The sequence below is a fragment of the Candidatus Tisiphia endosymbiont of Hybos culiciformis genome (assembly GCF_964030975.1).
Lineage (GTDB): Bacteria > Pseudomonadota > Alphaproteobacteria > Rickettsiales > Rickettsiaceae > Tisiphia.
Map to the genome: position 1 here is coordinate 1,262,873 of NZ_CAXIQH010000001.1, position 26,175 is coordinate 1,289,047.

The following is a 26,175-nucleotide window of genomic DNA, read 5'->3' on the forward strand; positions in this document are numbered from 1 at the left end:
ACGCCTAGGTTATGCATGCAAAATATCCTGAAATAAATTCAGAATGACTCAGAACGCCATCATTTTTTAAATTCTTCATTTTTCTTATTTTAGTTCTTAGTGGTAGCCTATTTGTATATTATAATATACCTTAAATATAAAATCTCTTACTAATTATGGTGCAATTTTTTACCTTACCAGGTCTTTCAGAATATGAAGATACGGTAAAATTAATGGAAGATAAGGTTGCAAGTTTAATCAACAAATCATCGAAAGAGGTTGTTTATTTAGTTGAATATAAGGATATCTATACTGCAGGTACTAGTTTTAAGGCAAATGAGTTGCTAGATCCTGGAGATATACCGGTAATTTATACTAATAGGGGAGGAAAATTTACCTACCACGGTAGTGGACAAAGAGTGATATACCCTATTCTCGATTTAGCATCAGAATGGGGGCAAAAGGATTTAAGGCTATATATTAAACTATTGGAAGAATGGGTTATAAATAGCCTATTATATTTGGGGATCAAAGCTTTTACTATAAATGGTATGGTGGGAATATGGGGAAAAGAAAATGGTGTGCCGGCAAAGATTGCCTCAATAGGCGTTAGAGTTAGAAAATGGATTACATATCATGGTATTGCTGTAAATATTTCAACAAATCTTGATATGTTCTCCGGAATTATTGCTTGTGGATTAAGGGATATGCCTGTAACCTCGTTAAAGAAACTTGGTGTTGATATAACGTTAGAGCAGTTTGATGAAGTTATTAAGGATAAATTCTTTGAGGTTTTTAGTTATAGAGCTAACCAGGGCTAGCATTATTCCGTCATTGCGAGAAGCTACTTCAGTAGCGACGAAGCAATCCATAAAAGCAACCAAAAATGGATTGCTTCGTCGCCATAAAGTGGCTCCTCGCAATGACGTCAGTTTGCTATGAATAAATATTAATCGGGTTAGCTATACATAAAATTTAAGAAAGTGAAAATAATTTAGTATATTCCTATGAGTTCAATTTATCATATACTTGATAAGGTTCCTGCTATCTATCCTGAAGATATGCAGATAGAATATGAACAATTAGCTCAGCAATTAATTAAATCAGGTAAACTTAGAATAGATACGGATAATAGTTGTAATTTTGCAAGGTTCTCTGATCCAAAATTCAATATTAGTTTGATGGTAAGTAAGGAAGAAATAACAGACCCAAGTTTAATTGAACAAACTAATCAGTTATTTAGATCTTTGTATAAATCTTCTATATCTGATAAAAAATTGGCATCGATTTATGCAGATTTGAAAAAACAAATTCAAAAGTTACAGCCAGTTAACCAATTAGTTATTGAAAGATTAACGAGGATTTTTGTTCAGTCAGCACATCCTATAGTTATTAGGTGGTTATTGCATGATAAGGTTCAAGTATTTATTACTTATTCCCATAATATTGGTGATATGATGGATATAGTTGATTGGCAACGTTCTGGTTCCAATAGTGGTATGCAAAGTACTGATGGCAAGAATGTTGCAGTCTTTGTGTCCTGCGGTGGCAATCCATTTGCTGAAAATGATAAAAATCACCCAACTTGTGGTGATGGATGGGCAGCGGTTGCTAGGTTGCAAATTATAGCTGGACAAGAGCTCGGGCATTTTGCTGATATTAAAAGAGATGCGAGTGGTCGTCAAATAAGTCGCCATTCAGCAAATTTCTCTGGAACGAAAGCAACGCCTCACGTAAAACAGGCAAGGAAAGATGATATTATTAATTGTAATAAATTATTAGCTAATCTTCTTTCTATGGGGATGAGGCAAATGATTACTTATGAAGAAAAGGTAGAATTTTATAATAAGAACAAGGTACATGGCATAAGGGTTTATTGGGCAAAATTACTTGTATTAATCCATAAACAGAAATTTTTATTTTCTGTTAATAGGAAGGGCTTACTCTTTATTAAGAGATTTGCAAGAGAACAATATATGGGGCTGATGATTAGAGCTATGATCGAAGATATGAAGTTTAATTTAGCACCAGTCGCAGATGTTTATAAAAATAGTAACCCTGAGGTTGAAGAAACAATTGCCTGTATAGAAGCTCTAGCCAGAGTGCCTCAACAGGTAATGAAATGGGGATATTTAACAACTATGGAAACAATGAAAGGATTATATAAAATATATTACTATGAAGTTATACCATCTTTAATTTCTAATTATGTATCAATGAATAAGCAAAGCTATAAACGCGATATGTCAAAGCCGCGATCTCTAGCTAATTTCTTTCATAAAATAAACATATTTAGAGAAAAAAAGTTAGTATTTAAACAAGTCAGGGAAATATGATAGAATAGTTTATTTTGCAGATATTTAAAAGACATCATTCTTGTAGGCTCTGTCCAGAAAAGTGTGTAAATTTCGAGATAGGTTATATATAAAAATATAACAAAAAAGGAAATTACATGAATAAAAAAACAAATGAATCAATAAAGCAAGCAGTAGATTTATTAATAGATAATGATACAGATGTAAGCACAATACTGAAAGAAGGAGGATTATTAAAAGAATTGACCAAACGCTTGATAGAGAAGGCATTGCAGTCAGAATTGAATAATCATCTAGGCTATGATAAATACAGTCGTGTAGATAATGATAATGCTCGTAATGGTATAACTAGCAAAAAACTGATCTCCGAACATGGAGCGGTTGAGATAGAAGTACCAAGAGATAGGCGTAGTACCTTTGAACCAGCAATACTACCGAAAAGACAAAAACGTTTTGATGGTTTTGATGATAAAGTCTTATCATTATATGCTAAAGGTATGAGTGTATCTGATATTAAGGTTCAATTACAAGAGTTGTATAGTGTTGAAATAAGTGAGAGTTTAATCAGTCAGATCACCGATGATGTAATGGATGATGTAAAAGCTTGGCAGAGTAGACCGTTAGAAGAGATATATCCGATAGTATTTTTTGATTGTTTAGTAGTAAAAGTTAGGCAAGACAAAAGGATAATTAACAAGGCAATATATGTTGCATTAGGGATTGATTTATCTGGTAGAAAAGATATATTGGGATTATGGATCAGTGAAAATGAAGGGGCAAAATTTTGGCTTGGTAATTTTACTGAAATGAAAAATAGAGGATTAAAGGATATACTGATTGCCTGTAGTGATAATCTTACTGGTATGTCTGAGGCGATAGAAGCAGTTTATCCAAAAACAGAACATCAATTATGTATTGTACATCAGATTAGAAATAGTTTAAAATACGTATCATATAAAGATAGGAAGCAGGTGGCTAGCGATTTAAAGCCGATATATACTGCAGCAACGGAAGAACAAGCACATTTAGCTTTAGTATATTTTGAAGAAAAATGGAATAAACAATATCCACAAATTGCCAAATCATGGTATAATCATTGGGATAATTTAATGATTTTTCTAGGATATCCAGAGGCAATTAGAAAGGTAATTTATACCACTAATTCAGTTGAATCTGTTAATAGTCAATTGCGTAAAGTAACAAATAATAAGCGTGTTTTCCCTAGTGATAGTGCTGTTTTTAAAAGCTTATATTTGACAATTGACTATATGACCAAAAAATGGACTATGCCTATTCCCAACTGGAATGAAGCTATGGCTCATTTGATGATCAAATTTGAAGATAGGCTTAACAAAATTTAATGACCTATTTTGGAAATTTACACACTTTTCTGGACAGAGCCTACGTCTACTCCACGAAATGACAGGAGAGATTTTAGAAGAAACCAGAAAAACTACCTCTACATGCCTTATATTTACAGGGATACAGCCTTATGCCACATTCTTACATAAATGTTGCTAGTTCCCTTAATGGGAAAGCTCTTTTTTCCCCTAACACCCCATCAATGTTGCTAATATTTTTAAAAAACGACTTTTTGACATTCTTTCTTACTGCAATAAAAACCTTGAGATGTTCGAAAAGCAAAATCATCCATCTTATCAGACTTAAATTGACAATTAACACAAATTATTGTTACTCTTGCTAAACCTTTTAATGCTTCAGTCTTGAAATTATATCTATTTGTTGCCATCTCAACGTAATCTACTTCATTAAAATCAGCTTTGCATTTTTTGCAATCTTGCCATTTTCCTTGGTGATTATCTTGATAATGAGAAGAGCAAAGTGTATATCGGTCATGATTTCTATAACAACTATTTTTTGCATAAGAAAAAACAACATATGTATGTGCATCATCGCAGAGCAAATTATTACAACAATCAGTTGTAGTAAGCGGTTTTGTTGTACTGCCACAAAGCTGGCATTTTTGCTTTGTCTCTAACTTATTTGCTGCCTTTGCTTTAGTCTTGATGTTTAATTTAGACATTTTTCTTTACTAACTAATTGTCTGGCAACAGCTTTGGTTTTTCATTAGACTACTACATTTTGAGCAATTCATTGATCTTACTAACAGACAATCCAGTCATTTTAGCAACTTCAGCAACAGAATTACCTTTACTCATTAACATTCTTATTAATTTAGCTTCTCCTCTAGCTTCTCCTCTAGCTTCTCCTATTTTAATGCCATCTTGTACACCTTCTTCTTTCCATACTTGAGCTATACTAGGCATAAGTCCCTCTCCATTTTCTTTAGTTAAACTGGTGATTAACATTTTTTCTAACTCTATTTTATCACTTTGCTCAATAAAGGTCAAAGTATAATGTAATAGATTTCTTATGTGGTCATAGCCTATTGTTACTTTACTCAATTCAGGTAAGAGATGAGAGATTTCTTGCCATCTTTTCAGTAATTGGCGTTCGTGGATGTGTTTAAGAAAAAATAGCAGAATACCAGACCACATCTTTTTCTTTAGTTCTTCGTCGGGGATATCATGCACGTTAATAAGCTGATAATCATTTGTCCAGAAACACTTGGCTAAGTCTGGATAGGTAAATAAATCCCATATGTTAAGTGGAGCGTTATAGTTTTTCTTTCCGTTATAAAGCACTAAGGGATAAATTAATGGGAGGCGTTTAGATTTAGGATTGATAGTTAAATATAGATCACAGATATTAATCATATATTTAAATAGTCTGAACGACATCATAGGTTTAACGGTACTTTGATGCTCCAACAATAGAAAAATATAGCCATCAGTATCATTAAACTTAACAGAAAATAATACGTCCGAGATACTTTCAGTAAGGTCTGGCTCAATAAAACTATCTTTTTCTAATTTTAGTGTTGTACTATCGATTAAAGCCAGTACATCTTTAGGCAAATGAGTTGCCAGAAACTCTTTGGCAACTATTGGATTTTCCATAGATTTGCGGAATATTTTGTCATGCTTTGGTTTGTCTGGAGTCATAATAAACCTTCTGTAATGGTGTATATAGTTAAACCTATTGAATTAGGTGATATAAATAGAAGGAAATATCACTAATCTTTAGGAACTTATTGCTATATTCTTGACCTACTCCAGTTAATAGAGATGATAGGAAAGATGTTTTTGATGAATTAATGCCTGTAATGTTGTTAGAAGAAAATTGTAAAGCCAAAATATTATTTCCTTATATAGTGAAACCTATTAAATTAGGTGACAAAAAATATGCAATTTTATTTATTATCACTAAACTCAACTGATTGGGGATCAAACTCTTTTGGATTAAACCCATCCCTTAGGCATTCCATACGTTCTTCGTATTCTTCATGATTGGGGTTGGCAATAATTTCCAAAAGATACTCATAACCACCAGCTCCACCACAATCCTCCGGTGGACAAGCTCGTTCACCCTCTAAGCATTGAGGATATTGGCTTCCTGCAACTGCTGGCAAAATCTTTTCTAGTATGATTTCATGCTCCCATCCATCACCAAAATCATATTCATAAATGGCTTTATCTTTAGGGGATAGAAAATACTTAGCTATTTTTGCTTTGTCCTCAGGAATAGACTCACAAAAATCTTTATCATCTGACATACCAATCAGATCTTTTTGTCCTGTTTTAGGATTGAGCATTTCAAATTGGTGCAAGTGACAATTTTCCCATCCCATAGCATCTTGAATGGCTATATGTAAATCTTCAAAACTGTATTCTTCTGGTACTTGAATGCACCGCCAAATTAGGGGCTTGGTATATAATAATGTAATTTTAAACTGATAAACATTTGGGATTTTTGCTATCATATTTAGTTATTCCATAATAGGTAAAACGATAAAAATATACTCTACCAATAATTTTTTAAGTTTATAAATACGTTTTATTATAAAAATAATTTATTCGCTTTTCAACACTATTCTATTGAGGAATACAAAAGAGTATCACCTGCTGTGATGAATACGAGCTTGGTTTTCAAATCCTTGTATTAGGAGGTTAGCTATAAACTATAACTTATGTCAATTGCACCAGATGTCAGAAGTGGATTACAATAAAGCAGTGTTTGTTTTTGAATGTATTTTTAAATATTTTATTATGTCATATAATCATTATTTAGTATGGTTTGCATTACTTAGTATAAAAGACTGGTTAAGTGACGATGTAGGTTTTAGTAATAAAAGTTATTTTTTTGTCTGGGAAAGCTATATTTGTAGGGATTTAAGGTCATTATATCCTTGCTGATTTATTAGTTGGTTTAGCTAGTACCACAAACGGTCGTTTGAAATACTGGTGTTTCAAAGCTTTTTAACACGTTTTATCACAAATGGACAAAATCCCACTATTGACTTAGTGTATGAGGTGCATTTTTATACTAATGGTTATTTGTATAATGCAATAGTTGATTTAAAGCATAAATTAGATTATACTAATATTCCTAATAACCTAAATCAATATTTAAAAATAAGGAATAGGGGTGTATGTCAGAAATCATTTTACGTCCAGATTCAAAAGGAAGAATAGCTCTTGGTGAAATTGCTAATAAAGTTAGTAGTTATAGAGTAACAATAGGAAAAGATGAAAAAGTTATTTTAGAACCATACGCAGAAATCCCTTTATCAGAAAAATGGATATTTGAAGATAAGGAGCTATTAGAAAAAGTAATAAAGCAAGTTCAAGCAGAAAAAGCACAGTAAATTTATACAAATGCCTTACAGCAATAAAAACAATAAGAACAAAAACGAACCTATATAATTAGCTAAATTGGTTACATATGTTAATAGGATACGCCCGGGTCTCTAAAACAGACGGCAGCCAAAGCTTAGATTTACAAAAGGATGCCTTATTGGCTTTAGGCATTGATGAACACAATATTTATAGTGATTATGCTAGCGGTAAGTTAGACGATCGTCTTAACTTACTTTCTTGTCTTGTAAATTGTAATCATCTTTTGACCCTCTATTGTAATCAAAATTGACCCCCTTAAAAATTGAAAATTAAAACTCCGAAAGCCATATTTTATCTGGGTTACAGTACGATTAGGCTTAGGGTCAATTCTTATTACAATTTTTGCTCCAAAAGGGTCAAAAGCTCGTTACAATTTACACAAAGCATTCAAAGATTATGTAACACCTAAAAGAGCTGTAATTAACAAAGAGAGAGAAGAAGCAAAATCAGTGAGTGAAGTTTTACAGCTCTTAAAAAAAGAAAAAGATTTTTGTCTTGATATGTGTAAGCAATATAAAAATGTGGTAGATTATTATAGTAAAAATGGGCAGGATCATTATTTCCTGACAATAGCTAACTTACATAAGGATCAGCCTGAACTATTAGGCAATTTAGCAAGAGATATAAATAATATCAGTAGATTTAAGATAGAAGGAATTTATACAGGAGATAGTATAGAAACAGATAACAAGCTGGTAGAAAGGATAAAAGATGTAACACAGGTAGGTATGCTAGCTAAGCAACTATATAATACATGTCAAACACATGTATTAAAACAGATAAGTCCTGAGATAAAAGAGCTAAATGTCCATGGAATGGTAAAGATTAACGATAATACTTACGATGAGATAGATTACTTAAAATATAGGATGAATGATAAGCTACTTGCCCCGTATTTGAAAAATACCGCGATAGATAAAAGATTAACAGAGCTATACAGGCAACAGCAACATTTAGAACAACAGAAACAATTATAGTTAGAAATGCATAAGTTTGCAATAATAACGAATCGGTTAATATTTCTTCAGACTTTTGTAATATTTATCCCCTAGTCAAAAGTACCATTTCAAAAAAATAGCCCTTAAAAAAACTTTTACTAATCGAATGATCATGATATAATCTGCTTAAATAATTACGGTTTTTATCTAATTTTCATCTTGTTGTTTGAAATTGTTAATATACCAAACGTTTGGGCTACTCAGTTTGTTTATATATTTTTGGTAAGTTTTATGAGTTTTTTTCTAACCCAAAAGTAATTTTTTATAGAAAAATGATAGTAGGTATATTATTTTGGTATTTAGTTTTATATGTAATTGCTTACACTAGGTATCAAATTTCTATTGTAATTTTAGATAATAAAGTCACTAGGTTATTTATTATATCTGCAGAAAAAGATTTTGAATTCCCCTTTGAGTGTGCCACGAAGCGTAGATAGACTAGCTGTTGAAAGAACAGTCTTAGAAGTGTTGACCTAGCACACTAAGTATCGAGCCTTGGGCAGAAATTGGTAACAATTATGTTAAGCGTAGGTAGAGATATTACAGGCCGTAGTGATTGAGCCACGTAAAGGAGATTACGAGACCGCAGACTTTGTTCAAAGGAAGGAATGCAACATTATCTATACCGTAAATTAGGCAGGTATAGGTTTAGGTCTCCGAGGTCTAAGAGCATGGCATGTAATAAAAGTTTATCTAGGAACGTGGGAGGTCCTATATTTTCTTCCATTTTTTTTTGGAAGTATCAGCCGACAAGAATAAAACCCAAGGGAGCTGAGAGGGAATATAGGAAGTCGGATGGATCATAGTAGCGATGAAGCAGAGGAAAGTCTGTGGAGCGAAGGATACTGGGTAGAATCGATCTTTTTAGGGAAATGTTATGATAACAACAGAGTATCAAATAAATACAGAAACGAAACTAAAAAGAATAGCATGGTTATCTTCACAGGATAAAGACAAGAAATTTAACAATCTCATGCATTTATTTAATGAAGAAGCACTTACCAAATGTTACCAAGAGCTTGATGCGAAGAAAGCAGTTGGAACAGATGGTATGGACAAATCAAACTATAGCTTAAACCTTACAGAGAATATCAGAGAATTGGCTAGTAAGCTAAAGAATATGGTATATAAACCAGGGAATATACTAGAGGTAAAGATACCAAAGGAAGGAAGCCCGGGTAAATATAGGATTTTAGGGATTAGCAATTTCGAAGATAAGCTCTGCCAAAAGATGATGAAGAAAGTACTTGAGAACATCTATGAGCCATTATTCCTTAAATGTTCCTACGGTTTCAGGGCAGGAATTGGATGTCATGATGCAGTAAGAGAGCTTTCAAAACATCTTTATGAAAAGGAGGTTGAGAGCATAATAGACTTAGACTTAGCAAACTTTTTTGGTACAGTGGACAGGAAGATATTGATCGAAATATTACAGGAGAAAGTCCAGGATATGAGGCTAATTAGGTATTTAATCCGTATGTTTAAGGCGGGAGTATTATCTGATGGAGAGTTAACTATCCAGGAAGAAGGGGTAATTGCAGGAAGTATTGTAAGCCCCGTACTTGCGAATATATTTGCTCATTATGTACTAGATGAATGGATTAAAAAAGTAGTTACCCAGCATTGCAGGGGAGAGGTAGAGTTATTTCGCTACTGTGATGATGCGGTGATATGCTGTAGATATGAAGAGGATGCAAAGAAGATTAAAGCAGTTCTTGCAAAACGACTCGAAAAGTACAAACTTAAACTTAATGAAGAAAAGACCAGAGTGGTCAGATTTTCAAAGAGTCAGCTGTTTCGAGGTATAAAACAGGAGGTCTTTGATTTTCTAGGATTTACCTTTTATCTGGGAAGGTCTAGGAATGGTAGAATAATACCTAAAGTAAAGAGTAGTGGAAAAAGAATAAGAGCCAAGTTAAAGAAAGTTAATGACTGGGTAAAGGCATTAGAAACAAATGCAAACTACCTATCATATGGGCAACATTCTGCAGCAAGCTTAGAGGACATATCCAATATTATGGAGTGTCGCACAATTGCAATGCAGTAGATAGTTTCATATGGAAGGCGGTTAAAATAATGTTCAAATGGCTAAACAGACGCAGTCAAAAGAAATCACTTAACTGGGAACAATTTAAACTTTTCATTATACGCCACCCTTTGCCAAAGGTAAAAGTATATCATGTCATGTTAAGTGTACATACTGTGTAAATGATGATATCTTGAGCCCATTGCCTTAATAGGACACGATGCGGATCTAACGAGGGGCGTAATATGTGACTATTACGTCTACTCCACAAGACTTCCTTCTTTACAACTAGCAACTGTTCCTACTGAACCTATACTTTATAACCCATTAAGTGTATGGAAATCATTTAGTCCAAAATATAATGAGGTAGTCTCCCCGTCAAAAGTGCAAAAAATTAAAAAATTAGCAGCTTAGCAAAAAATTTTTTGTATAAAATTTTAGAGTTTAATTCTTTTGATGTAAATTTTTAATATAAAAAGATGATTTCTAGAAATTTTTTGCACGATGATTTGTTAACGATTTTGTAATCGTTTGATTAATTTTCTTTTATTGAGTCATTTTTATGTAGAAAAATTTGTTTTGAGAAGGTGATTACCAATACACCGTAAGTTCAATCCTACAGCGGAAATTAACGGATTTATTATATCTCCTATTACTCCTTTTAAGTAATTTCTGCCAACTCTACCATAATGCTTAAGGTGTCCTATTATCGGCTCTATAGCACTTCTTCTCTTGATCATTGCCTTATCATCTGAGGATAGCTTCTTCTTGCAATATGGGCTATACACCTTGTCTTTTTCTTTAAAATTATTCCCCTTATAGCCTAAATCAACAAATGTCCTGGCTATTCCCACTCCTGTTAATTTCTTTACAACCTCTACAGTCTGCGATAATGTATGACCATCATATGGATTGCCATGAAATGATTTGGCCGCTAATACAAAATTACCTCGACCACTTACTGCTATCGAAACCTTGTTACCAAACTCATAGGGTTTGTTTAATTTCCCTTTACCTATGCACTCTACCTCCGGTGCGTGAAAACTATATAATACTTTATTATCCTCCTTATATCGCTCTTTCTCTGCTTTACTCAGTATAGATTGTGCCTGAATCTTTTTAATCTTATTTAGTATTTCTTGCTGCTTTAATGACAAACTTAACTTTGTTTTTGCTATTTCTCGCTGACATATTCTTATTAAACGACCCAGCAATATCTTTAAATGTTGCATTACCTTCTTACGTTTTTTGGCTTTACTATTATCCTTATATTTCCATAATTTTACTATGTCTTTTTTATATTGCTTGGCATATGTCTCATGTAACTTAATGCCTAAAGTATGACATAACTTTACTAGCTCTATTCTTGCCTTATCCATCAAATACACATCATGAGGATACTTAATATTCTTAATTTGTACTGTAGTATCAACGATTATCGATGCTAAGTCTTTTTTTTTAAGCACTCCGACTTTGCAACCAATTCTTGTTAATTCTTTTAATATCTCATTATATCCTTCTTCCCCTAATATAGCACGAAACCTTCGTATACTAGCTTCTGATATCTCAGCATCTTTCTGCAAATATTCCCAACCACAAAAATATTGCCAATATACGTTCTCTCTCAGCTCTTCTTCAGCTGCAGCATCTGACAGGTTATACATCGCTTGCAGCATAGTTACTCCAAGTAATAACCTGTGACATCTGCGATTCCTACCAAATTTCTTGATATTAACATTTGTCAATAACCATTCCTCTAAAACAGTCCAATTTATTAACGATCTTAATTTATATAACTTGTTATTAGGGTTTAATTCTTCGGTCAATTTATAACCAAAAAGCTGTCCTTGTTTTTGGGATTTTATTATATCTTCTATCGGCATAATTCATACAATCCATAAGGTTTCTGCCAATATTATAGCATTTTCTTATGGATTATCTAGATATTTTTACCCGCTAACCATATTATATATTATCCTTCTAGACTTTTGACGGGGAGACGAGGTAGGGTTGTCAAAGATTAATATTTTTAATCGAGAAAAGTTAGAGTTTATTTAAGCCACCAGATGTTCTAGTTGCAAAGGATTATCTGTATTTATAGTCTTATTGGCTCATCGGCATGATCTGTGCAAAAAATCCCCATAAGGTATTATACGAACTATATTATCTTACTAACCTTATTATAAGGTCATTTGTTTATAGTTAAATTCTTTTGTAGAGGCAATAACATTTCCCCTTACTTCACTGCTCTTTAATCATTGAATGTATCAATCCATTAATAGCTTGTTGGTGTGCTGGGTTACGGATTTTCATAAAATTCCTCGACACCTCTATACATAAACGCTGATGCTGAGTTACCACAGGTTCAATATTTTTAATATCTTCTAACCCATCATAAAAATAACCAATATTTTTCTCTAATGCTTTAGCAATAAGAATCAGCCTGCCTATTGATACTCTATTGAAACCAGCCTCATATTTTTGTAATTGCTGAAGTGTTACCTCTATTGCCTTTGCAAGTTGCTGACGTGACAAACCTTTAGCTAGCCTTAGAGAATAGATTCTTTGTCCTATCAACTTATCAATTTTGCTTATGTAGTCATTCTTTCTTGCCATAATTAACTCCCCTGGCTTAATATGTGCTAGGTAGATTAATTATCTCTATTTGAAACGACTTGCAGGTTCTATATAACTCATTGTTTAAAGATTCATCAGGATAAGATAACCTGAAAAAGAATGTTCCATTCTTTTTTAAAACTTTTTTCATGAATCCAGCTTTCTTAAATTTGTTCAATGGCACCTAATGTTTCTTTTTCAGATACTCTATAGTCTTTTGCTATTTCCTATATACTCATTGTTAATTGTGACATAATTACTTAATACTATTTCAATTTTTCAATTTGTATTTTAGTTAATCCGGTAAATTCAATAATTTCATCCAACGGTTTATTTTTAATTAGCATAGTTTTTGCTACTGCTTTTATCGCTTCAGCTTTACCTTCAGCCTTACCTTCAGCCTTACCTTCAGCCTTGCCTTCAGCTTTACCTTCAGCTTTACCAATCTGAATTCCCTTCTCTTTACCAATCTGGATTCCTTGAACCTTGCCAATTTGCAAGCCTTCTAGGACGCCTTCTTCTTTCCAATGTTGTGCCAAACTACCCATAAGCTTTGTACCTGTTTCCTGATTTAACTTATTTGTTAATAATTTTTCTAATTCTACTTTATCCGATTGGTTTATTCTTGTCAACGTATAACATAGTAGCAGCTCTATGTAGTTATAACCAATAGTTACTTTGGTTATTTCTGGTAACATATCAGATATTTCTTGCCATCTTTTAAGTAGGTTGCGTTCCTTGATATACTTTAAAAAAAATTCAAGTATCCCTGACCACGCCCTTTGTTTCAACTGCTCATCTGGTATCTCGTGAACATTGACTAATTGGTAGTCATTGATCCAGCTACTCCTTGCTAGCTTACTATCTTCAAACAAATCCCACAAGTTCCTTGGAACATTATATTTTTCCGTCCCGTTATAAAATATTAGCGGGTAGACTAACGGCAGAGTCTTTGTCTTGGGGTTTAAAATTAAATATCTATCACAGATATTAATTAGGTATTTAAACATCCTGTATGCCATGAAGTGATCAGCTGAACTTTGGTGCTCAATCAGGAGAAATAAATATCCATCCTTACTATCAAACTTAGCAGAAAATAACACATCAGAGATAGAATCTCTTAGATTTTGCTCTATAAAACTGGTATTTTCAAATTTTAAACTAGGGAAATCTATAAGAGCTTTAATATGTTTAGGCAAATGGGCGTTTAAGAATTCATGTGCTACTAGTGGATTCTCCATTGCTTTGCGGAAAATTTGGTCATGTTTTAAACGTTTAGTCATTTTTATTTAACCCTTTTGAGCTACAAATTATAAGATTTTTTTGAAATAAAATATCAGGTATAATTGCATTTTTATTCCGTGATTATTTTTGCTTTATTACAAAATTTACCTTGCATATCAAATATCTGTACTACTCCTTCTGTATGAATATCGCGAGCTTTTTCAACCATATATTTTTGCTGTGGTGGAAACCATTGTAACACAAAATAAAGGACTGTGGTTACAGTAATAATTGATGAGACAAGACTAATTCCTACCATAGAAAAGAAATTTTTGCTATGATTAATTCTGGAAGATTCAATATCACTTTTAATGTTGTTTAGAGTTTGAATGCAGCCATTAATTACTGTAGTCATTTCCTCTATTTTTAGCTGATTATTATTTTGAATTGCCTCAGCTACTTCTGGAGCAATAGTTATTATGCTGTTACTTAATTTTTCTGGTATTTTGCTTAAAATATAGCACTCTTCACTAAGCTTGCAAAGATTCTTTTTTAAAGCTTCTAACTGAATATTGATATTATTACTACATTGTTTAGTAGAATCATTAAAAACTGCTAAGATATCTTGTATTTCTCGTTTAATATAGGGCAATTCTTTAACAAGCTCCATACATTCGGTAAAATGCTGATCTAGTTTATCATAAATTGTCACAAAATCAGATAATGTGATATTTGATAAAGCTTGTTTATTTTTTGGCTTATTTAAGCTTTTATTATTTAGTTGTACTTGCTGATACGATGAATCAACATCATCTGTTATTTTTTTACTCATTGCTTGTCCTTAAACATTTTGTTATTGTTAGTTATAGCAGCATATTCTTGCCTAGCTTCTTGCCACCAAGGGTGATTTTTTTGATGTTCTTGTGGCACTTGAGACATTACTTTATCACTGTCTGTTTGACTTGCTTGCTCATTTGAAATATGAGGAACACTGGCTTGTTGAACGTGATAATTAATAATGGAATTATTATTAGTAGCCCTGCTTGCAGCAACAAAACCAGGATGTTTAATCGGAACATTAGTGGCTATTGGCACTTTAATTCTAGCTATTCTAGCTTTTGGCTCTGGCAGGCTGACAAAACATTCTAAATCTGCTAAAGTAGCAAGGTCATTAGTGGTAATTAAAGCTTTACGTTTGGTACCTTCAGTATAGCTAATACCATCTCGAAACTCGTGGGCACCATAAGAAGTGTTTTTTTGGGACGTGGCATATTCCAGTTGTCCAAATATTTCAGTGATGATTTTTGCAGTAGCTGGTTCATCACTTCTAAAGAGAAACTTAGTAGCAAATTGCCCAAAGATAGTACTGCCCTGTAGCATGCCAAAATTATCGAATATTTGATTAATTGATTGAGTAGCACTAAATATACAACCACCATATTTTCTCGATTCCGATATTAAAGTAGGAAAGCCAGGTAAATTACCTAGAGATGCTAATTCATCGATAATAAACCACATGCGTCTTTTTTCGCTAATACCTATGCCAATTAAATATGAGATAGCTAGCTCAAATAAACAAGCAATGATAGGCATTGTAACGTTTCGCATATCTGGTTTAGTACTTAAAAATAACCAGGCGGGACTTCCTTGCTGGACTTCAGCAAAATATTCTGTTAGTGAGAATTTCTTCTCAGACTCAAATAACAGATTTAATGGCTGAGTGCTAGTTGCCAATACTGATAAGATAGAACTAGCAGTAGCCTTATTACTAGCTGTTAAATATCTGGCAGCTAAGGTACCAGCGAGTCTATTCTTCAGCTTATCCCAAGAAGATAAACTCAACATCTTTTTCAATTCAACAATTGACCTATTACCCTCTGTTACTAAAACCTGTACACAGGCACAGAAAATAGTAGCAGCACTATTATCCCAAAATGGATCAAAGCCACTATTAATTTTTTTGCCAAACTTAAACAATACTTTAGCAAATTTATCTAACTTTGGATCAAAATATTCTGCTTGTTTCGAATCAGGATTACTACTATCAGAGCTAGTATCAACCCAGAAGTCCCAAGCGTGAGATCTCGCATCTAACGGATTAAAAATAATATCTCCCCTGTCAGGATTATAGTATCTTTCTATCATTTCTCCTGTTTGATCTACCACTAAGGCTGGTTGTTTAAAAGTTCTGATTTGCGGAATTAAGTTATTAAACAAATTAGTTTTACCAGAACCTGTAGTACCAATAGCTATGATATGTCTAATTTCACTATCTTTAACAAGTCGCATGCCACCTACAATGAATTTACTTGCTTTATTAGCTTTATGTAAATAATTAGTGATTTCTTTTGCGGATTTGATAGTACTACCGCTGATTTGTTTTTCTATTGATACCGACTTGCCAAATTTTGCCCAAACTAGAAAGATCATTACAAAAATACCAAACATCAGCCCAAGGCAGAATAATAACTCAACTTTGATAAAACTAGCCAACTGATAATAATTTTTACTGAATTGCGGGGAAGTTAAAATTAATTGAGGATTGATATTACGCCTATATAAACCAGCTTGGTTATAGGCATTTATGGTAGTGATATGTTTATATTCTTTATTTTTAGGATTAACTATTGCCCTAATAGGACGTATGCTATTACCAAAGTTACTGGCTAATAAAGCTTTTTGATATGTTATGGCGGCAGATAAATCATATAGTTTTAGTTTGGGGTAAGCTAGAACTATGGTAATTATTACACTTATTACACACGAGATAGTAATAGAGCGACCAAATACCTGCAGAAACATCCTAATCTTATGTAAGAAGATTTGTCCACCACCAATAAAATTGTTTAGCATATAAATCTCATAGTTATTGTTTTTCTCCTTTTATTTACTCACCTTACGCATAACCTCCATGACAATTTAAAAATTACAGAAAAATACAAGGCGTCATTGCGAGACCACGTAGCGGTCGTGGCAATCCATGCTCTTGGATTGCTTCGTCGCCACAAAATGGCTCCTCGCAATGACGCCAGACTGTTTTTGCTATGACTTTTAAATGCCATGTGTAAGGTGAGTTATTTATGGTTTGTACCAAGCTACGTACCGTCAGAATCGTCAAGCCATGATAACAGTACCTTTCTTGAATATTGCCTATGATGATGGGGTTTCGCTGAGTGATAGAGTCGTACTACCTTCTGCCAGTCACCGTGCTTCTCATATAAATCAGTTAGCAATTTTGCAGCATATTTAACATTATTTTTAGGGGTAAGCATTTCATCTATACTGCTGAAATTATAACCGTGCCAGTGCCAATTTATTTGAGCCAGTCCTATATCAATATTGGTATATCCTTGCTTGAGGTAAGAACGTATAATTTTAGATGCTTCTATTTGAGATTTAGCAATGAAAGCTTTCCCCTTTATATTTATTGCGTAGGTTTTTAGTCCAGATTCTACTTCAACAATGGCTTTCAACAAACCACTAGGGAGATTATGTTCTTTTTCAACTGTGCTAATTAATTCAGATAAATTTTGGGCAAATACTACATTTTGTGAAAAACTAAATATTATAACCACCAAAATCTTTATTATTTCTTTACTTAAAATAGTAAACCATGATATTATTAATTTAGGTATGCTAAACTTGAGGTTTGTTATGAATTGGATCAGATCACGGTTAAACAAAGATAATTTCTGGAATTTAATGTTCTGGTCTGGGATATGTTTTAGTGTCTTTTTGAGTGAACAAATAGTAGACTTTTTAAGTATTGGTGCCTTAATTATTTTAGTTTTGTCACTGACTTTAGTACCATACTTACTTACTAGATTTAACAAAACTAAATATATTAACAATAAAATATTTCTAAATAGCCAAGGTGAAGACTTAACGAATAAGCTACCAAAAAAGTTCAACGTAATATTTTTAATTAATATATTTTTTACTGCTGCGTGCATATCTAAAAATTTTAATGAGCTAAATCTTTCTTCTATTATTGGTATAGCTCTTGTCTTGCCTATTTCATACTTCATATATAAAAATTGTCCTATTTCTATTTTATTTAATAAAAATGCTTGGCAAGAAGGAATTATTGGTATGAAAGCAGGGGAATATAATACTAATGTTCATTCTTCTTCTACCTTTAGTTCGAACAATATATATTACACGGGCATTGAACATCGTAATCTACCTGGTAATATGTATTATCATAGAAAGTAAATCTTTCACTTAGAATCTTTTGGTTTACTCTGCCTTGAAGATTGATAAGCCCCTTTGTTGAATTGCCAGCCTTTTGGGGAACCTTTAGTTGATCCACCTATTCCTAAAGGATCACCAATAATTCTTCCCTGCCCAATCCTATCTTTCTCATACTTAGCAATCTCCGCCTGTAAATCTTTTCGCTCAAGTTCATTAACTTGTCGAATATTATTATATTGTTCAGAATTTTTACCGGTTACTTCTTCAAACTTATTTTTAAGTTTTCCCCCTTTGCCTTTAATATTTGCTGTAAATTCCTCACTATTAGTATTAATACCACTTTTTGTTGCTACTTCTTTAACTTGTGATTCAGGATTTCTATTAATTCGCTTATCATGTTCACTACTAAAATCATTTAATGCTTTTTCTGCATGCTGACCTGATACTTGCTGCTTACCGTTATTTATTTCAGGTATTAAATTTTGTAATTCTTCAGATGCTATTTTATTCCATACTTTCATCACGTCAGGATGCCTTTTGTCTAATAGCTTCCTCACGGAGTTTGCATCCATACCGAACTCTACTACGCATCGGTCTAACACTTCTTGATACATATCTTTGTTAACTGTCGCTGATTCTAATTCAAGTTTGCTTTTTGTTTTGTACCAATTATCTACTGCTTCCTGACGCATTGATACTTGTGACTCTAATCTTTGTTGCTCTTCATAACTGTTTCTTACTGCATCGCTATAATGTTTTTCAGCACTATTATCTTTTCCCCATACTTCACTTGATGCTGCTTTGACTATATTGTTGTAATCTTCATGAGTATTATTTTGTGTTGATGTATCATTATCCTCCATAAAAGACTGATCGCTTACATTTCTGGCAGTAACTGAACCTTCTACACTACCAGAGATACCAATACCAGTAAGTCCTTTTAGTGGAGTAGCCGCAGTCATAGATGCTTTTAACGCTGCATCTGTTGCTTGTTGCCAACTATATCCATATTGTTCTTTAAGAGTTCTGACGTTGTTTATTGCCCTCTGGAGTGACTTGCCTTGCTCTCCCATTATATCATAATTATAGCTTTCCCCACTATGCTCACGCTGTGCTAAATTGGAAACAAAATCAGCTGTTTTGCTCAAGGTGTTACTCTTTGCATCTGATAGTGACCTTTGATCTGACTTCAGCAAGCTTTCAGATGTGTGTATGCCTTGAGTCACATGATTCTGAGCTGTTTGTTCCAGATTAAATTTGGTGATACCAACCGAAGTGTTAATACCTTGACCGCCACTGTAAATTACACTACCATCAGGATTATTACGAGCTATACTACCATCGGCTTGTTGCCAGCTATTGCCACCTTCGACATATTGCATATTATAGTCAGTCTTATATCCTGACTTCGTATATCGCTGATTATTCCCTTCTGAAACATTATCAATGCTTCTATTACCACTTGCTACCTCTGCTCCTATACTACCGCCTGTTGCTTGCAGCCCACCAATAATTGATCCCGCTAAGTGACCAAGACTGCTAACGCCACCTTGCATAATAGCAAATGCCAGAAATGGTATTACCATTTGCAAACCTGCTGCTACTGTCACTATTGTATCAACATGATTGGTGATTGTGCTGCTACTACTGAAACTTAGCATTAAATTTGAGCCAGTTTTTAAATTGCTATACGTACCCATGATCATATTAATAATGGCATTTAATGCTGGCCATAATTGTAATGATGCGACTAGGGTTAGGTAAGAAGCATATTTTGCTATGCCACCACTAAAAATTAACATTGGCACTAAGAACATAAATGATGCATAAACTATACATTTTATTACTACTAGTAACATTGGTAGATATAAGCTTGCCATGTCGCTTGATAACAGCCAGCTACTTTCCTGGCTAGTTCGTGCTCTTGCCACCGCATAGTTACTGGAGGTATAGTCAGATATACTATTGATCATCATTTGTTGACGTAGTATGTCCCCTGCTTTTTGACCACCGCCATAGAGGGCTCTAATATTTTTCTCTAAAACATTTGACAGAATACTTGATGAGCTAGTTGATGGGGTATAATCTGATCCACCTCTTGCTAAAGCAAATTCTGTATTGGCATTTTTTGACATTACTCTTTTGATTTCTTCATCAAAATAATTTTCAAAGAAATTTACTGCTTCTCTGCAAGTAACATTACGTATTTTATCTCCTATCCGCAGATAAAGACGAGTTAAAGTTCCAGATTTGCTACTTACTAATTTCCAAATATCTGGAGTATCTATTAATTGTTTAGGAGTAAATTGGTAGCCGATCATTGCTGGGAGTACAATACATTGCTTGATAAAAGTTCGCATATTTTCTACAAATTCTGGATCTTTAATGCGAACCTGACGTAATTCCTTTTTTAGTCTTGCCCCAAATAACATACCATAATTATAATAAGAGAATGTAGGTGACCCAGAACTTACAAGAGACTCTATCGGTGCATATACTTGCTCAAAACCAATAGTAATTAAATGACCAAATTCCTCTAATATCCCAACAGGCAGGGCAAAAGCTATGGGAATATTATCAACCTTACCTATTATTTTATTTACATGATCTTTAACAATCATTTCCGTTTTAGGCAGTAATAATGCGTTAATTAGTACAATCATACCAAGTACTTTAAACACATATGCCCGCCACACCATATTACTATTACTGTACGACATTTTTACTGCATAATAGCATCCAGTAATTATGCATAGACTATTTACTAAATCTGTATAAAATTCATTATTGCGGAACATTGCCAGACCATTTAACACATAGTACAAAGCATCGTAATAACCGTAAGTATGAATTGTTAAATCAAGTTCCATATTTCTACCTATTTTCTTTCTATACAACAAATTGGCGTCATTGCGAGACCACGTAGTGGTCGTGGCAATCTATTATTTATTAGATTGCTTCGTCGATTTACGCCTTCTTGCAATGACGCCTACGTCTATAACTCGTCATTGCGAGGAGCTACTTTAGTAGCGACGAAGCAATCCAAAAGTAACCAAAAATGGATTGCTTCGTCGGTCTCATGACCTCCTCGCAATGACGGAGTAATGCTAATCAGATTAGCTATATCCCCTTTCTATCCATGTCCATTTCACAGTTATCCATCTATGTTATTAGTTGACATAAACTCCTGAAACTTCATCTCAAAGTATTTTTCCTCTTGCAACATTCTCATCTTGGTTTGTTCGATAATATTATACCGCCTAAAGGCGTTCTCTCTGCTACCTACCAAAAAACTAATAGTATTATTTACTTCCTGCTCAAAATTGGTAAATACCCCTATATCTGCCAACTGTAAGTAAGACAGTTCTGATACTGCTTCAGAAGTTTGTTGTAATAATTTGGTAAGATAATTAGTTACCACGTCATAGCATAAGGTTTCAACAAACTCAGCCATACGTACTGTCAGGTAAGCATTGTCAGCGTTAGTGGCAAGCTCTCTCTGTATCTTGTTAGTTAGTGGGATCGATGATAAGGTTATTAAGTTTTCCTCTTCTTCAGTAAAATCACCATTATTAGTTTTTATTTTTTTAACCATAGAAACTAGCATCCCATCAATACTTCCATATAATGTATCGCTAGCTAATAATCTGGTTTTTGCTTTTTGAGGAAGTAAGCATAAGTTTGTTTCATCACACCTATACTGCTCAACCTCTACACTACCACTCCTTATTCCAATAAATTCCTCTATTAATTCTTTATTAACTAGTGACTTTTTATGAATTATAGAGCGGCGTCCTTCATCATCTTTTTTGCCAATAATAGTCCCTGATATACTCATTAATAATTCTTTGAAACTAGTTACATCTCCACCACCACTTGCTTTCTTGGTAAGAGCTTTCCATACCAAATTGAAATTATCACCTAGTAAACTTTCAAGTTCTTTATTGGTTTTGGTTGGGTCTCCATTATCTGTTCTAGCTTTATTTCTAATATCTGCCATATCACTTCCTCCCCTGGTCATTGCCAAGTCACTTTGGCGAGTAAGTTCTGCTCCTTTATCCATCCTGCTGGCTATACCATTACTTATCTGAGTAGCCATATCGCAGGAATTAATATTGAACTGATTGGTATTTCTTTGCATTTGTTCTAAGTAGGTCATAATATTCTCACATTGAGGGCAGATTGTTTTTATAGCCATGATTGTTGCATAGCCACCAACATTTTGTACCATCTCTTTAAGAAATTGTTCCATAGCAGCACTTTTTACAAATGATAAGGCTCCGCCCCTTAAATCAAGTTGTATTCCACATGGAAGACCACCAAGTTTACAGCTAGGAGCTTGAAAGTTAACAAGCTGCAAATCTTCTATAGGTGGAGACTTAATCAACACTGAACCACCAACTATATGACCTGCTAATTGATCATGTACTATCGCACTTTTACTAACATTGCTCATAGTACCCTTTGGCATAACGCTTTTAATCAGTTTCTCTATACCGCCATAACTATTACTGCTTGCCAGTAACCATGTTGCCAATAAGCAATGAATGGATAATTTCCGTATTAAATTTCTAATCATCATTTTCCGCTACCTTAGTTTTTTCTTTAGCTATTCCTTCCATCTTATTTAGATACTCAGCAGCAAATATTGCAGCTTCCTCAAGCTCTGATATTGATGCTGCTCCTCTAATTAGTTCAAAATTGATCTTACTGTCGTTAGTTACCACTACTATCGTTGGGGTACGTTGCAAGTTTAGCTTCTCAGCCAATCCTTTATTTTGCTGGGTTTTAAAGAATTTACTTCGGCTGCCATCTAGGCTTACCGCTTCTACCTTAAATCCATATTTTTTAGCAAAATCATTAAGTACTGGTTCTAGTGCTGTGCAATAAGGACAAGTTGAGGAAAAGAATATAAAGAGTTCTATCTTGCAGCTAAGTTCTTTAAGCTTCTCAGTTGTTTCCTGCTCATTAATCTCTTCTTTTATTCTCCTGCCATATAGGTTAATTGGATTGTCAATTAAATTGATAATCTCAGGATAAAGAAAATTCACCATCCTGAAGGTATGAGCAAGTTTTAAGCTATTTTCTAACATCTGTGCTTCCTTTTCCTTATATCTCCTTGCATGTTCGATATTTTCTGGATATCTAATCATCATAAATTTTAGCTCCTCTAGTTCCTGGCTAAATTGCTCTACTTCTTGTCTTGCTTTAGCATATTTTTGCTTTTGTATTTCCTTTAAGGTTAACTCTTTTTGTTTGTTAGCCACCTTCTCAGCTTTTTCTTTTTCCTCAAACCATATCCAGCCACGGTAACGCTGATCAAAGAAGTTACTTGCGTAGCAGTAGTTAGTGATGCAGTAATTAGCTACAACTATGCAAATTAATAATATTTTCAAAATATATTTACCCATTTCTAATGCCCAATTGGTTTTTCCTTAATTGTTGGCTTTTCTATTCTTTTTTGTTCTTTAACTATAGCTAATTCGTTCAGGTTCTAGATTGTCATTGCGAGAAGCTACTTTAGTCACAGCTGTTGAAAGTTAGAAAGGGAAGCGGGTTTAGAGGTCATCATGGCAGTTTAAAAGTTGTGAAAAAATAACCGGCGTCATTGCGAGGAGGCGTAAGCCGACGAAGCAATCCATTTTTGGTTACTTTTATGGATTGCTTCGTCGGCTTACGCCTCCTCGCAATGACATTAACCACATACGACTTTTAAACTGTTCTGCCTAGAACCGCTTCCCCTTCTAACTTTCGACAACTGTGCTACTAAAGTAGCTCCTCGCAATGACAGAGAGGTAGCTATATCATCTTGTTTTCCTCAATTAACTTATTTTTTATCTTTCTTTCTCAGCTTCCCATGAATCATCAGATACCTTTGTACTCCAACCAGATTTATTATTTTCTTTATTATAAGAATTATTATCTCCTTTTCTGATGTTAGAGGTTGCTGCACCTTCTATCCTGGTGGTAATGTCACCGACATTTGGGGCTTTATATTTTCCAGCAAACTTAAGCTTAAAATCTTCAATAAATTCAGTAAGATCCATTTTGTCAAAATCCAAATTCTGCAATTCTGCTAAAGTTAATCCCCGACAATTAGGATTGCCTCCACTACCAAAATTCTTTACCGTACTACTGATAAGTCCCTTGGCATATAATTGCTTTCTTCCTTCAACCTGAATAACCTTTTGTAGTAAATTACCAAAACAACAATAATGATGCTTTACTACTACTTTCATTATTCCCCTATTTTCTTTACCAACATAGACACATAGATTCTTTTTACGGTTTTCAATTAGTTGTTTCTCATCTTCATTGCAGTGAGCCCCTAAATGATTGCCCCAACCATCTAGACTAACTGCACAGCAATTGATATAGCCGACAGCCTTCTTACTACAATGGCTATTAAAACCAGCAAATATTTTAAAATTAGAATCCTTTGCATCTTTTATTTGACTCACCATGTAAAGCTTGGAGGCTGAATCCATCATCTCACCATTAGTCTGGTAGCTTTTATCAACACAGTTGCCGTCTATACAAGGTATCCCCCTACAAACTAATCCTTCTTGACCATCTTTTTCAATTAGACCCATTCTTACCTTTTGATTCTCTATTTCAGCTGGTATCCAGCTCTTACAAGAAAACTCCCTTTGTAAATTTACGCAATTACCTAAACTGTCATGCAGTAAGCAAGGTAAATCTGCTACCGTATAACAATGTTCATAATTCCGGCAATTATCCTTACTCGGATAATTACAGGTTTTTTGGTAAGAATATTCCCAACAATCTTTGTTTACCGCGAAACCGTCAATTATCCTAATGCCGCTAGATAAACAGGTCTTTACTGTATCTGAACATGGATAATTGCTAACAAACCCAGCTGCTTCTATCGATACCATCATGACTAAACTTGCGACAATTATAGGCAGGACTAGCACCAGTATTTTCCTTAAATAAATATAAAATAAATCTTTGTGGCTAATTAATTTAATGTACATATCTCACTCCAATCTTCTTGCCACTCTGTACATTCTTCAGAACCGACCTTATAAGTCACAGTAAAGTCTCTACCAAAATAATCATCATGAGACATATAAGTACGAATCCACGATGGATCATCCAGTTCACCTATTGGAGGACCATCTCTATTAATTCGTATTGAAACTATATCTTCAACAGGAATCTCCAACTGATCAGCTAATAATTGCTTCATTTGCTGTTGTACTACTGAACCATTTTCTTTAATTCGTCTAATAGTGCTTTGTTGCAACTCCCAATTTAGTAAATCCTGATTGCTATTATTAATAAAATATTTCAAAAAATAATGTTGAACAGGAATACCCTTAGGAGGATTAGGAAGAAAATGATAATTAATATAAATTGTTCTTTCTTGTAGAATCCTGTCTTTCTTTTTACAGCTCAAGATAAGATTATTACTGCAATTATAGTAATTACGTAATTGTTCACAAAAAACTTGGTTATATATTGTATCCTTAACAACCTCTTTTTGAATATCTAAATGATATTCTGGCTCTATCTCCCTATTACCCTTGAGCTGCTTGCAATCAATATCCAGCTTTTTTAGTAGACCAATTAATCCTTCCATCTTTCTGCCAGTTCCTTCAGCTATTCTACTTGCATCCTCTTTATGTCTGATCATTCCAGGTTTAGAGTAATCAACTAAATAGTCATTAACCCAAGCTTCTTTAAATGATTCTCTTATTCCAGAGCCTTCAAGCTCTTCTGCCCTAATATTACTTAATTCTGATCCCTTAGCTCTTGCCTGCCTACTGCCAACTAGATCGTTAAAACCTGTTTCAGATTCAGCCCCTTTTACTGCAGATGCCTTTTGTCTTTCTAGAACTTGTTCAAAAGCTTTATAATTTTCTATTTTTTCATTAAATAACGGGTCTACTTTATTGACATTAGTTTTAGCAGTAGGTTCAGTATATACAGCCAAGCTAGTTAGATGCCAAAAGGGTAGCAGGGCTACACTGAGCCTTAATAACCGACAATTCGCATACCAAAACTTTTTAAATGTTATTTTGTAATTATTTGTCATT

Annotated in this window: 23 protein-coding genes; 8 read left to right on the top strand and 15 right to left on the bottom strand. The window is 33.7% G+C overall.

Annotated elements, in window-relative coordinates; genetic code table 11:
* Window positions 1–155 precede the first annotated feature (155 nt).
* From lipB to ACQH2P_RS06825, 4 genes are all read left to right on the top strand, one after another.
* Window positions 156–800, top strand: coding sequence for a lipoyl(octanoyl) transferase LipB (lipB, locus tag ACQH2P_RS06810; protein WP_425363553.1), 645 nt, complete (start codon window positions 156–158; stop codon window positions 798–800).
* Window positions 766–921 carry a hypothetical protein gene (locus ACQH2P_RS06815; RefSeq protein WP_425363554.1) on the top strand — a complete coding sequence of 52 codons (156 nt, stop codon included), beginning with the start codon at window positions 766–768 and terminating at the stop codon, window positions 919–921. Before lipB ends, ACQH2P_RS06815 begins: the two co-directional genes overlap by 35 nt.
* A 65-nt stretch (window positions 922–986) precedes the next feature.
* On the top strand, window positions 987–2,315 hold the full coding sequence (locus ACQH2P_RS06820; RefSeq protein WP_425363555.1) for a DUF2748 family protein: 1,329 nt from the start codon (window positions 987–989) through the stop codon (window positions 2,313–2,315).
* A gap of 116 nt (window positions 2,316–2,431) precedes the next feature.
* Window positions 2,432–3,655, top strand: a complete 1,224-nt coding sequence (locus ACQH2P_RS06825) for an IS256 family transposase (protein WP_425362497.1) — start codon at window positions 2,432–2,434, stop codon at window positions 3,653–3,655.
* Window positions 3,656–3,873: 218 nt separating this feature from the next.
* Here the strand turns inward: ACQH2P_RS06825 and ACQH2P_RS06830 are convergent, their stop codons facing one another.
* The 3 genes from ACQH2P_RS06830 to ACQH2P_RS06840 all read right to left on the bottom strand — a co-directional run bounded on the left by ACQH2P_RS06830 (window position 3,874) and on the right by ACQH2P_RS06840 (window position 6,138).
* Window positions 3,874–4,338 carry a hypothetical protein gene (locus ACQH2P_RS06830; RefSeq protein ID WP_425363556.1) on the bottom strand — a complete coding sequence of 155 codons (465 nt, stop codon included), beginning with the start codon at window positions 4,336–4,338 and terminating at the stop codon, window positions 3,874–3,876.
* A 52-nt stretch (window positions 4,339–4,390) separates the two neighbouring features.
* Window positions 4,391–5,320 carry an Rpn family recombination-promoting nuclease/putative transposase gene (locus tag ACQH2P_RS06835; RefSeq protein WP_425363557.1) on the bottom strand — a complete coding sequence of 310 codons (930 nt, stop codon included), beginning with the start codon at window positions 5,318–5,320 and terminating at the stop codon, window positions 4,391–4,393.
* A 248-nt stretch (window positions 5,321–5,568) separates the two neighbouring features.
* Window positions 5,569–6,138, bottom strand: a complete 570-nt coding sequence (locus ACQH2P_RS06840) for a plasmid pRiA4b ORF-3 family protein (protein ID WP_425363558.1) — start codon at window positions 6,136–6,138, stop codon at window positions 5,569–5,571.
* A gap of 669 nt (window positions 6,139–6,807) precedes the next feature.
* Between ACQH2P_RS06840 and ACQH2P_RS06845 the strand changes: the two genes are divergently transcribed.
* The 4 genes from ACQH2P_RS06845 to ACQH2P_RS06860 all read left to right on the top strand — a co-directional run bounded on the left by ACQH2P_RS06845 (window position 6,808) and on the right by ACQH2P_RS06860 (window position 10,099).
* Window positions 6,808–7,023, top strand: coding sequence for a hypothetical protein (locus tag ACQH2P_RS06845; RefSeq protein WP_425363559.1), 216 nt, complete (start codon window positions 6,808–6,810; stop codon window positions 7,021–7,023).
* Window positions 7,024–7,100: 77 nt separating this feature from the next.
* Window positions 7,101–7,304, top strand: coding sequence for a recombinase family protein (locus ACQH2P_RS06850; RefSeq protein WP_425363560.1), 204 nt, complete (start codon window positions 7,101–7,103; stop codon window positions 7,302–7,304).
* Between the two features lie 199 nt (window positions 7,305–7,503).
* Window positions 7,504–8,031: a hypothetical protein gene (locus ACQH2P_RS06855; RefSeq protein WP_425363561.1), complete on the top strand. Its 528-nt coding sequence runs from the start codon at window positions 7,504–7,506 to the stop codon at window positions 8,029–8,031.
* 898 nt (window positions 8,032–8,929) lie between these two features.
* A complete protein-coding gene (locus ACQH2P_RS06860) occupies window positions 8,930–10,099 on the top strand; it encodes a reverse transcriptase domain-containing protein (protein ID WP_425363562.1) in 1,170 nt (389 codons plus the stop codon).
* A gap of 539 nt (window positions 10,100–10,638) precedes the next feature.
* On the opposite strand, the gene ACQH2P_RS06865 is transcribed toward ACQH2P_RS06860, so the two are convergent.
* The 12 genes from ACQH2P_RS06865 to ACQH2P_RS06920 form a co-directional block, all read right to left on the bottom strand.
* Window positions 10,639–11,961 carry an IS5 family transposase gene (locus tag ACQH2P_RS06865; protein WP_425362501.1) on the bottom strand — a complete coding sequence of 441 codons (1,323 nt, stop codon included), beginning with the start codon at window positions 11,959–11,961 and terminating at the stop codon, window positions 10,639–10,641.
* A gap of 358 nt (window positions 11,962–12,319) precedes the next feature.
* A complete protein-coding gene (locus tag ACQH2P_RS06870) occupies window positions 12,320–12,694 on the bottom strand; it encodes a helix-turn-helix domain-containing protein (RefSeq protein ID WP_425363563.1) in 375 nt (124 codons plus the stop codon).
* A 266-nt stretch (window positions 12,695–12,960) separates the two neighbouring features.
* Window positions 12,961–13,977, bottom strand: coding sequence for an Rpn family recombination-promoting nuclease/putative transposase (locus ACQH2P_RS06875; protein ID WP_425363564.1), 1,017 nt, complete (start codon window positions 13,975–13,977; stop codon window positions 12,961–12,963).
* A 71-nt stretch (window positions 13,978–14,048) separates the two neighbouring features.
* Complete coding sequence (locus tag ACQH2P_RS06880) at window positions 14,049–14,750, bottom strand: hypothetical protein (protein ID WP_425363565.1); 702 nt, start codon at window positions 14,748–14,750, stop codon at window positions 14,049–14,051.
* Window positions 14,747–16,771: a type IV secretion system DNA-binding domain-containing protein gene (locus ACQH2P_RS06885; protein WP_425363566.1), complete on the bottom strand. Its 2,025-nt coding sequence runs from the start codon at window positions 16,769–16,771 to the stop codon at window positions 14,747–14,749. The genes ACQH2P_RS06880 and ACQH2P_RS06885 overlap by 4 nt, the downstream gene beginning before the upstream one ends.
* 242 nt (window positions 16,772–17,013) lie before the next feature.
* Window positions 17,014–17,946, bottom strand: a complete 933-nt coding sequence (locus ACQH2P_RS06890; RefSeq protein WP_425363567.1) for a transglycosylase SLT domain-containing protein — start codon at window positions 17,944–17,946, stop codon at window positions 17,014–17,016.
* Between the two features lie 192 nt (window positions 17,947–18,138).
* On the bottom strand, window positions 18,139–20,982 hold the full coding sequence (locus ACQH2P_RS06895) for a conjugal transfer protein TraG N-terminal domain-containing protein (RefSeq protein WP_425363568.1): 2,844 nt from the start codon (window positions 20,980–20,982) through the stop codon (window positions 18,139–18,141).
* Window positions 20,983–21,266: 284 nt separating this feature from the next.
* Window positions 21,267–22,691, bottom strand: a complete 1,425-nt coding sequence (locus ACQH2P_RS06900) for a conjugal transfer protein TraH (protein WP_425363569.1) — start codon at window positions 22,689–22,691, stop codon at window positions 21,267–21,269.
* Window positions 22,684–23,508: a conjugal transfer protein TraF gene (gene traF / locus ACQH2P_RS06905; protein WP_425363570.1), complete on the bottom strand. Its 825-nt coding sequence runs from the start codon at window positions 23,506–23,508 to the stop codon at window positions 22,684–22,686. Before traF ends, ACQH2P_RS06900 begins: the two co-directional genes overlap by 8 nt.
* A 172-nt stretch (window positions 23,509–23,680) precedes the next feature.
* A complete protein-coding gene (locus ACQH2P_RS06910; protein WP_425363571.1) occupies window positions 23,681–23,815 on the bottom strand; it encodes a hypothetical protein in 135 nt (44 codons plus the stop codon).
* Between the two features lie 131 nt (window positions 23,816–23,946).
* Window positions 23,947–25,110 (bottom strand): conjugal transfer protein TraN, encoded by a 1,164-nt coding sequence (traN, locus tag ACQH2P_RS06915; protein ID WP_425363572.1) that lies wholly within the window; start codon window positions 25,108–25,110, stop codon window positions 23,947–23,949.
* Window positions 25,095–26,174: a hypothetical protein gene (locus ACQH2P_RS06920; protein WP_425363573.1), complete on the bottom strand. Its 1,080-nt coding sequence runs from the start codon at window positions 26,172–26,174 to the stop codon at window positions 25,095–25,097. The genes traN and ACQH2P_RS06920 overlap by 16 nt, the downstream gene beginning before the upstream one ends.
* Window position 26,175 lies beyond the last annotated feature (1 nt).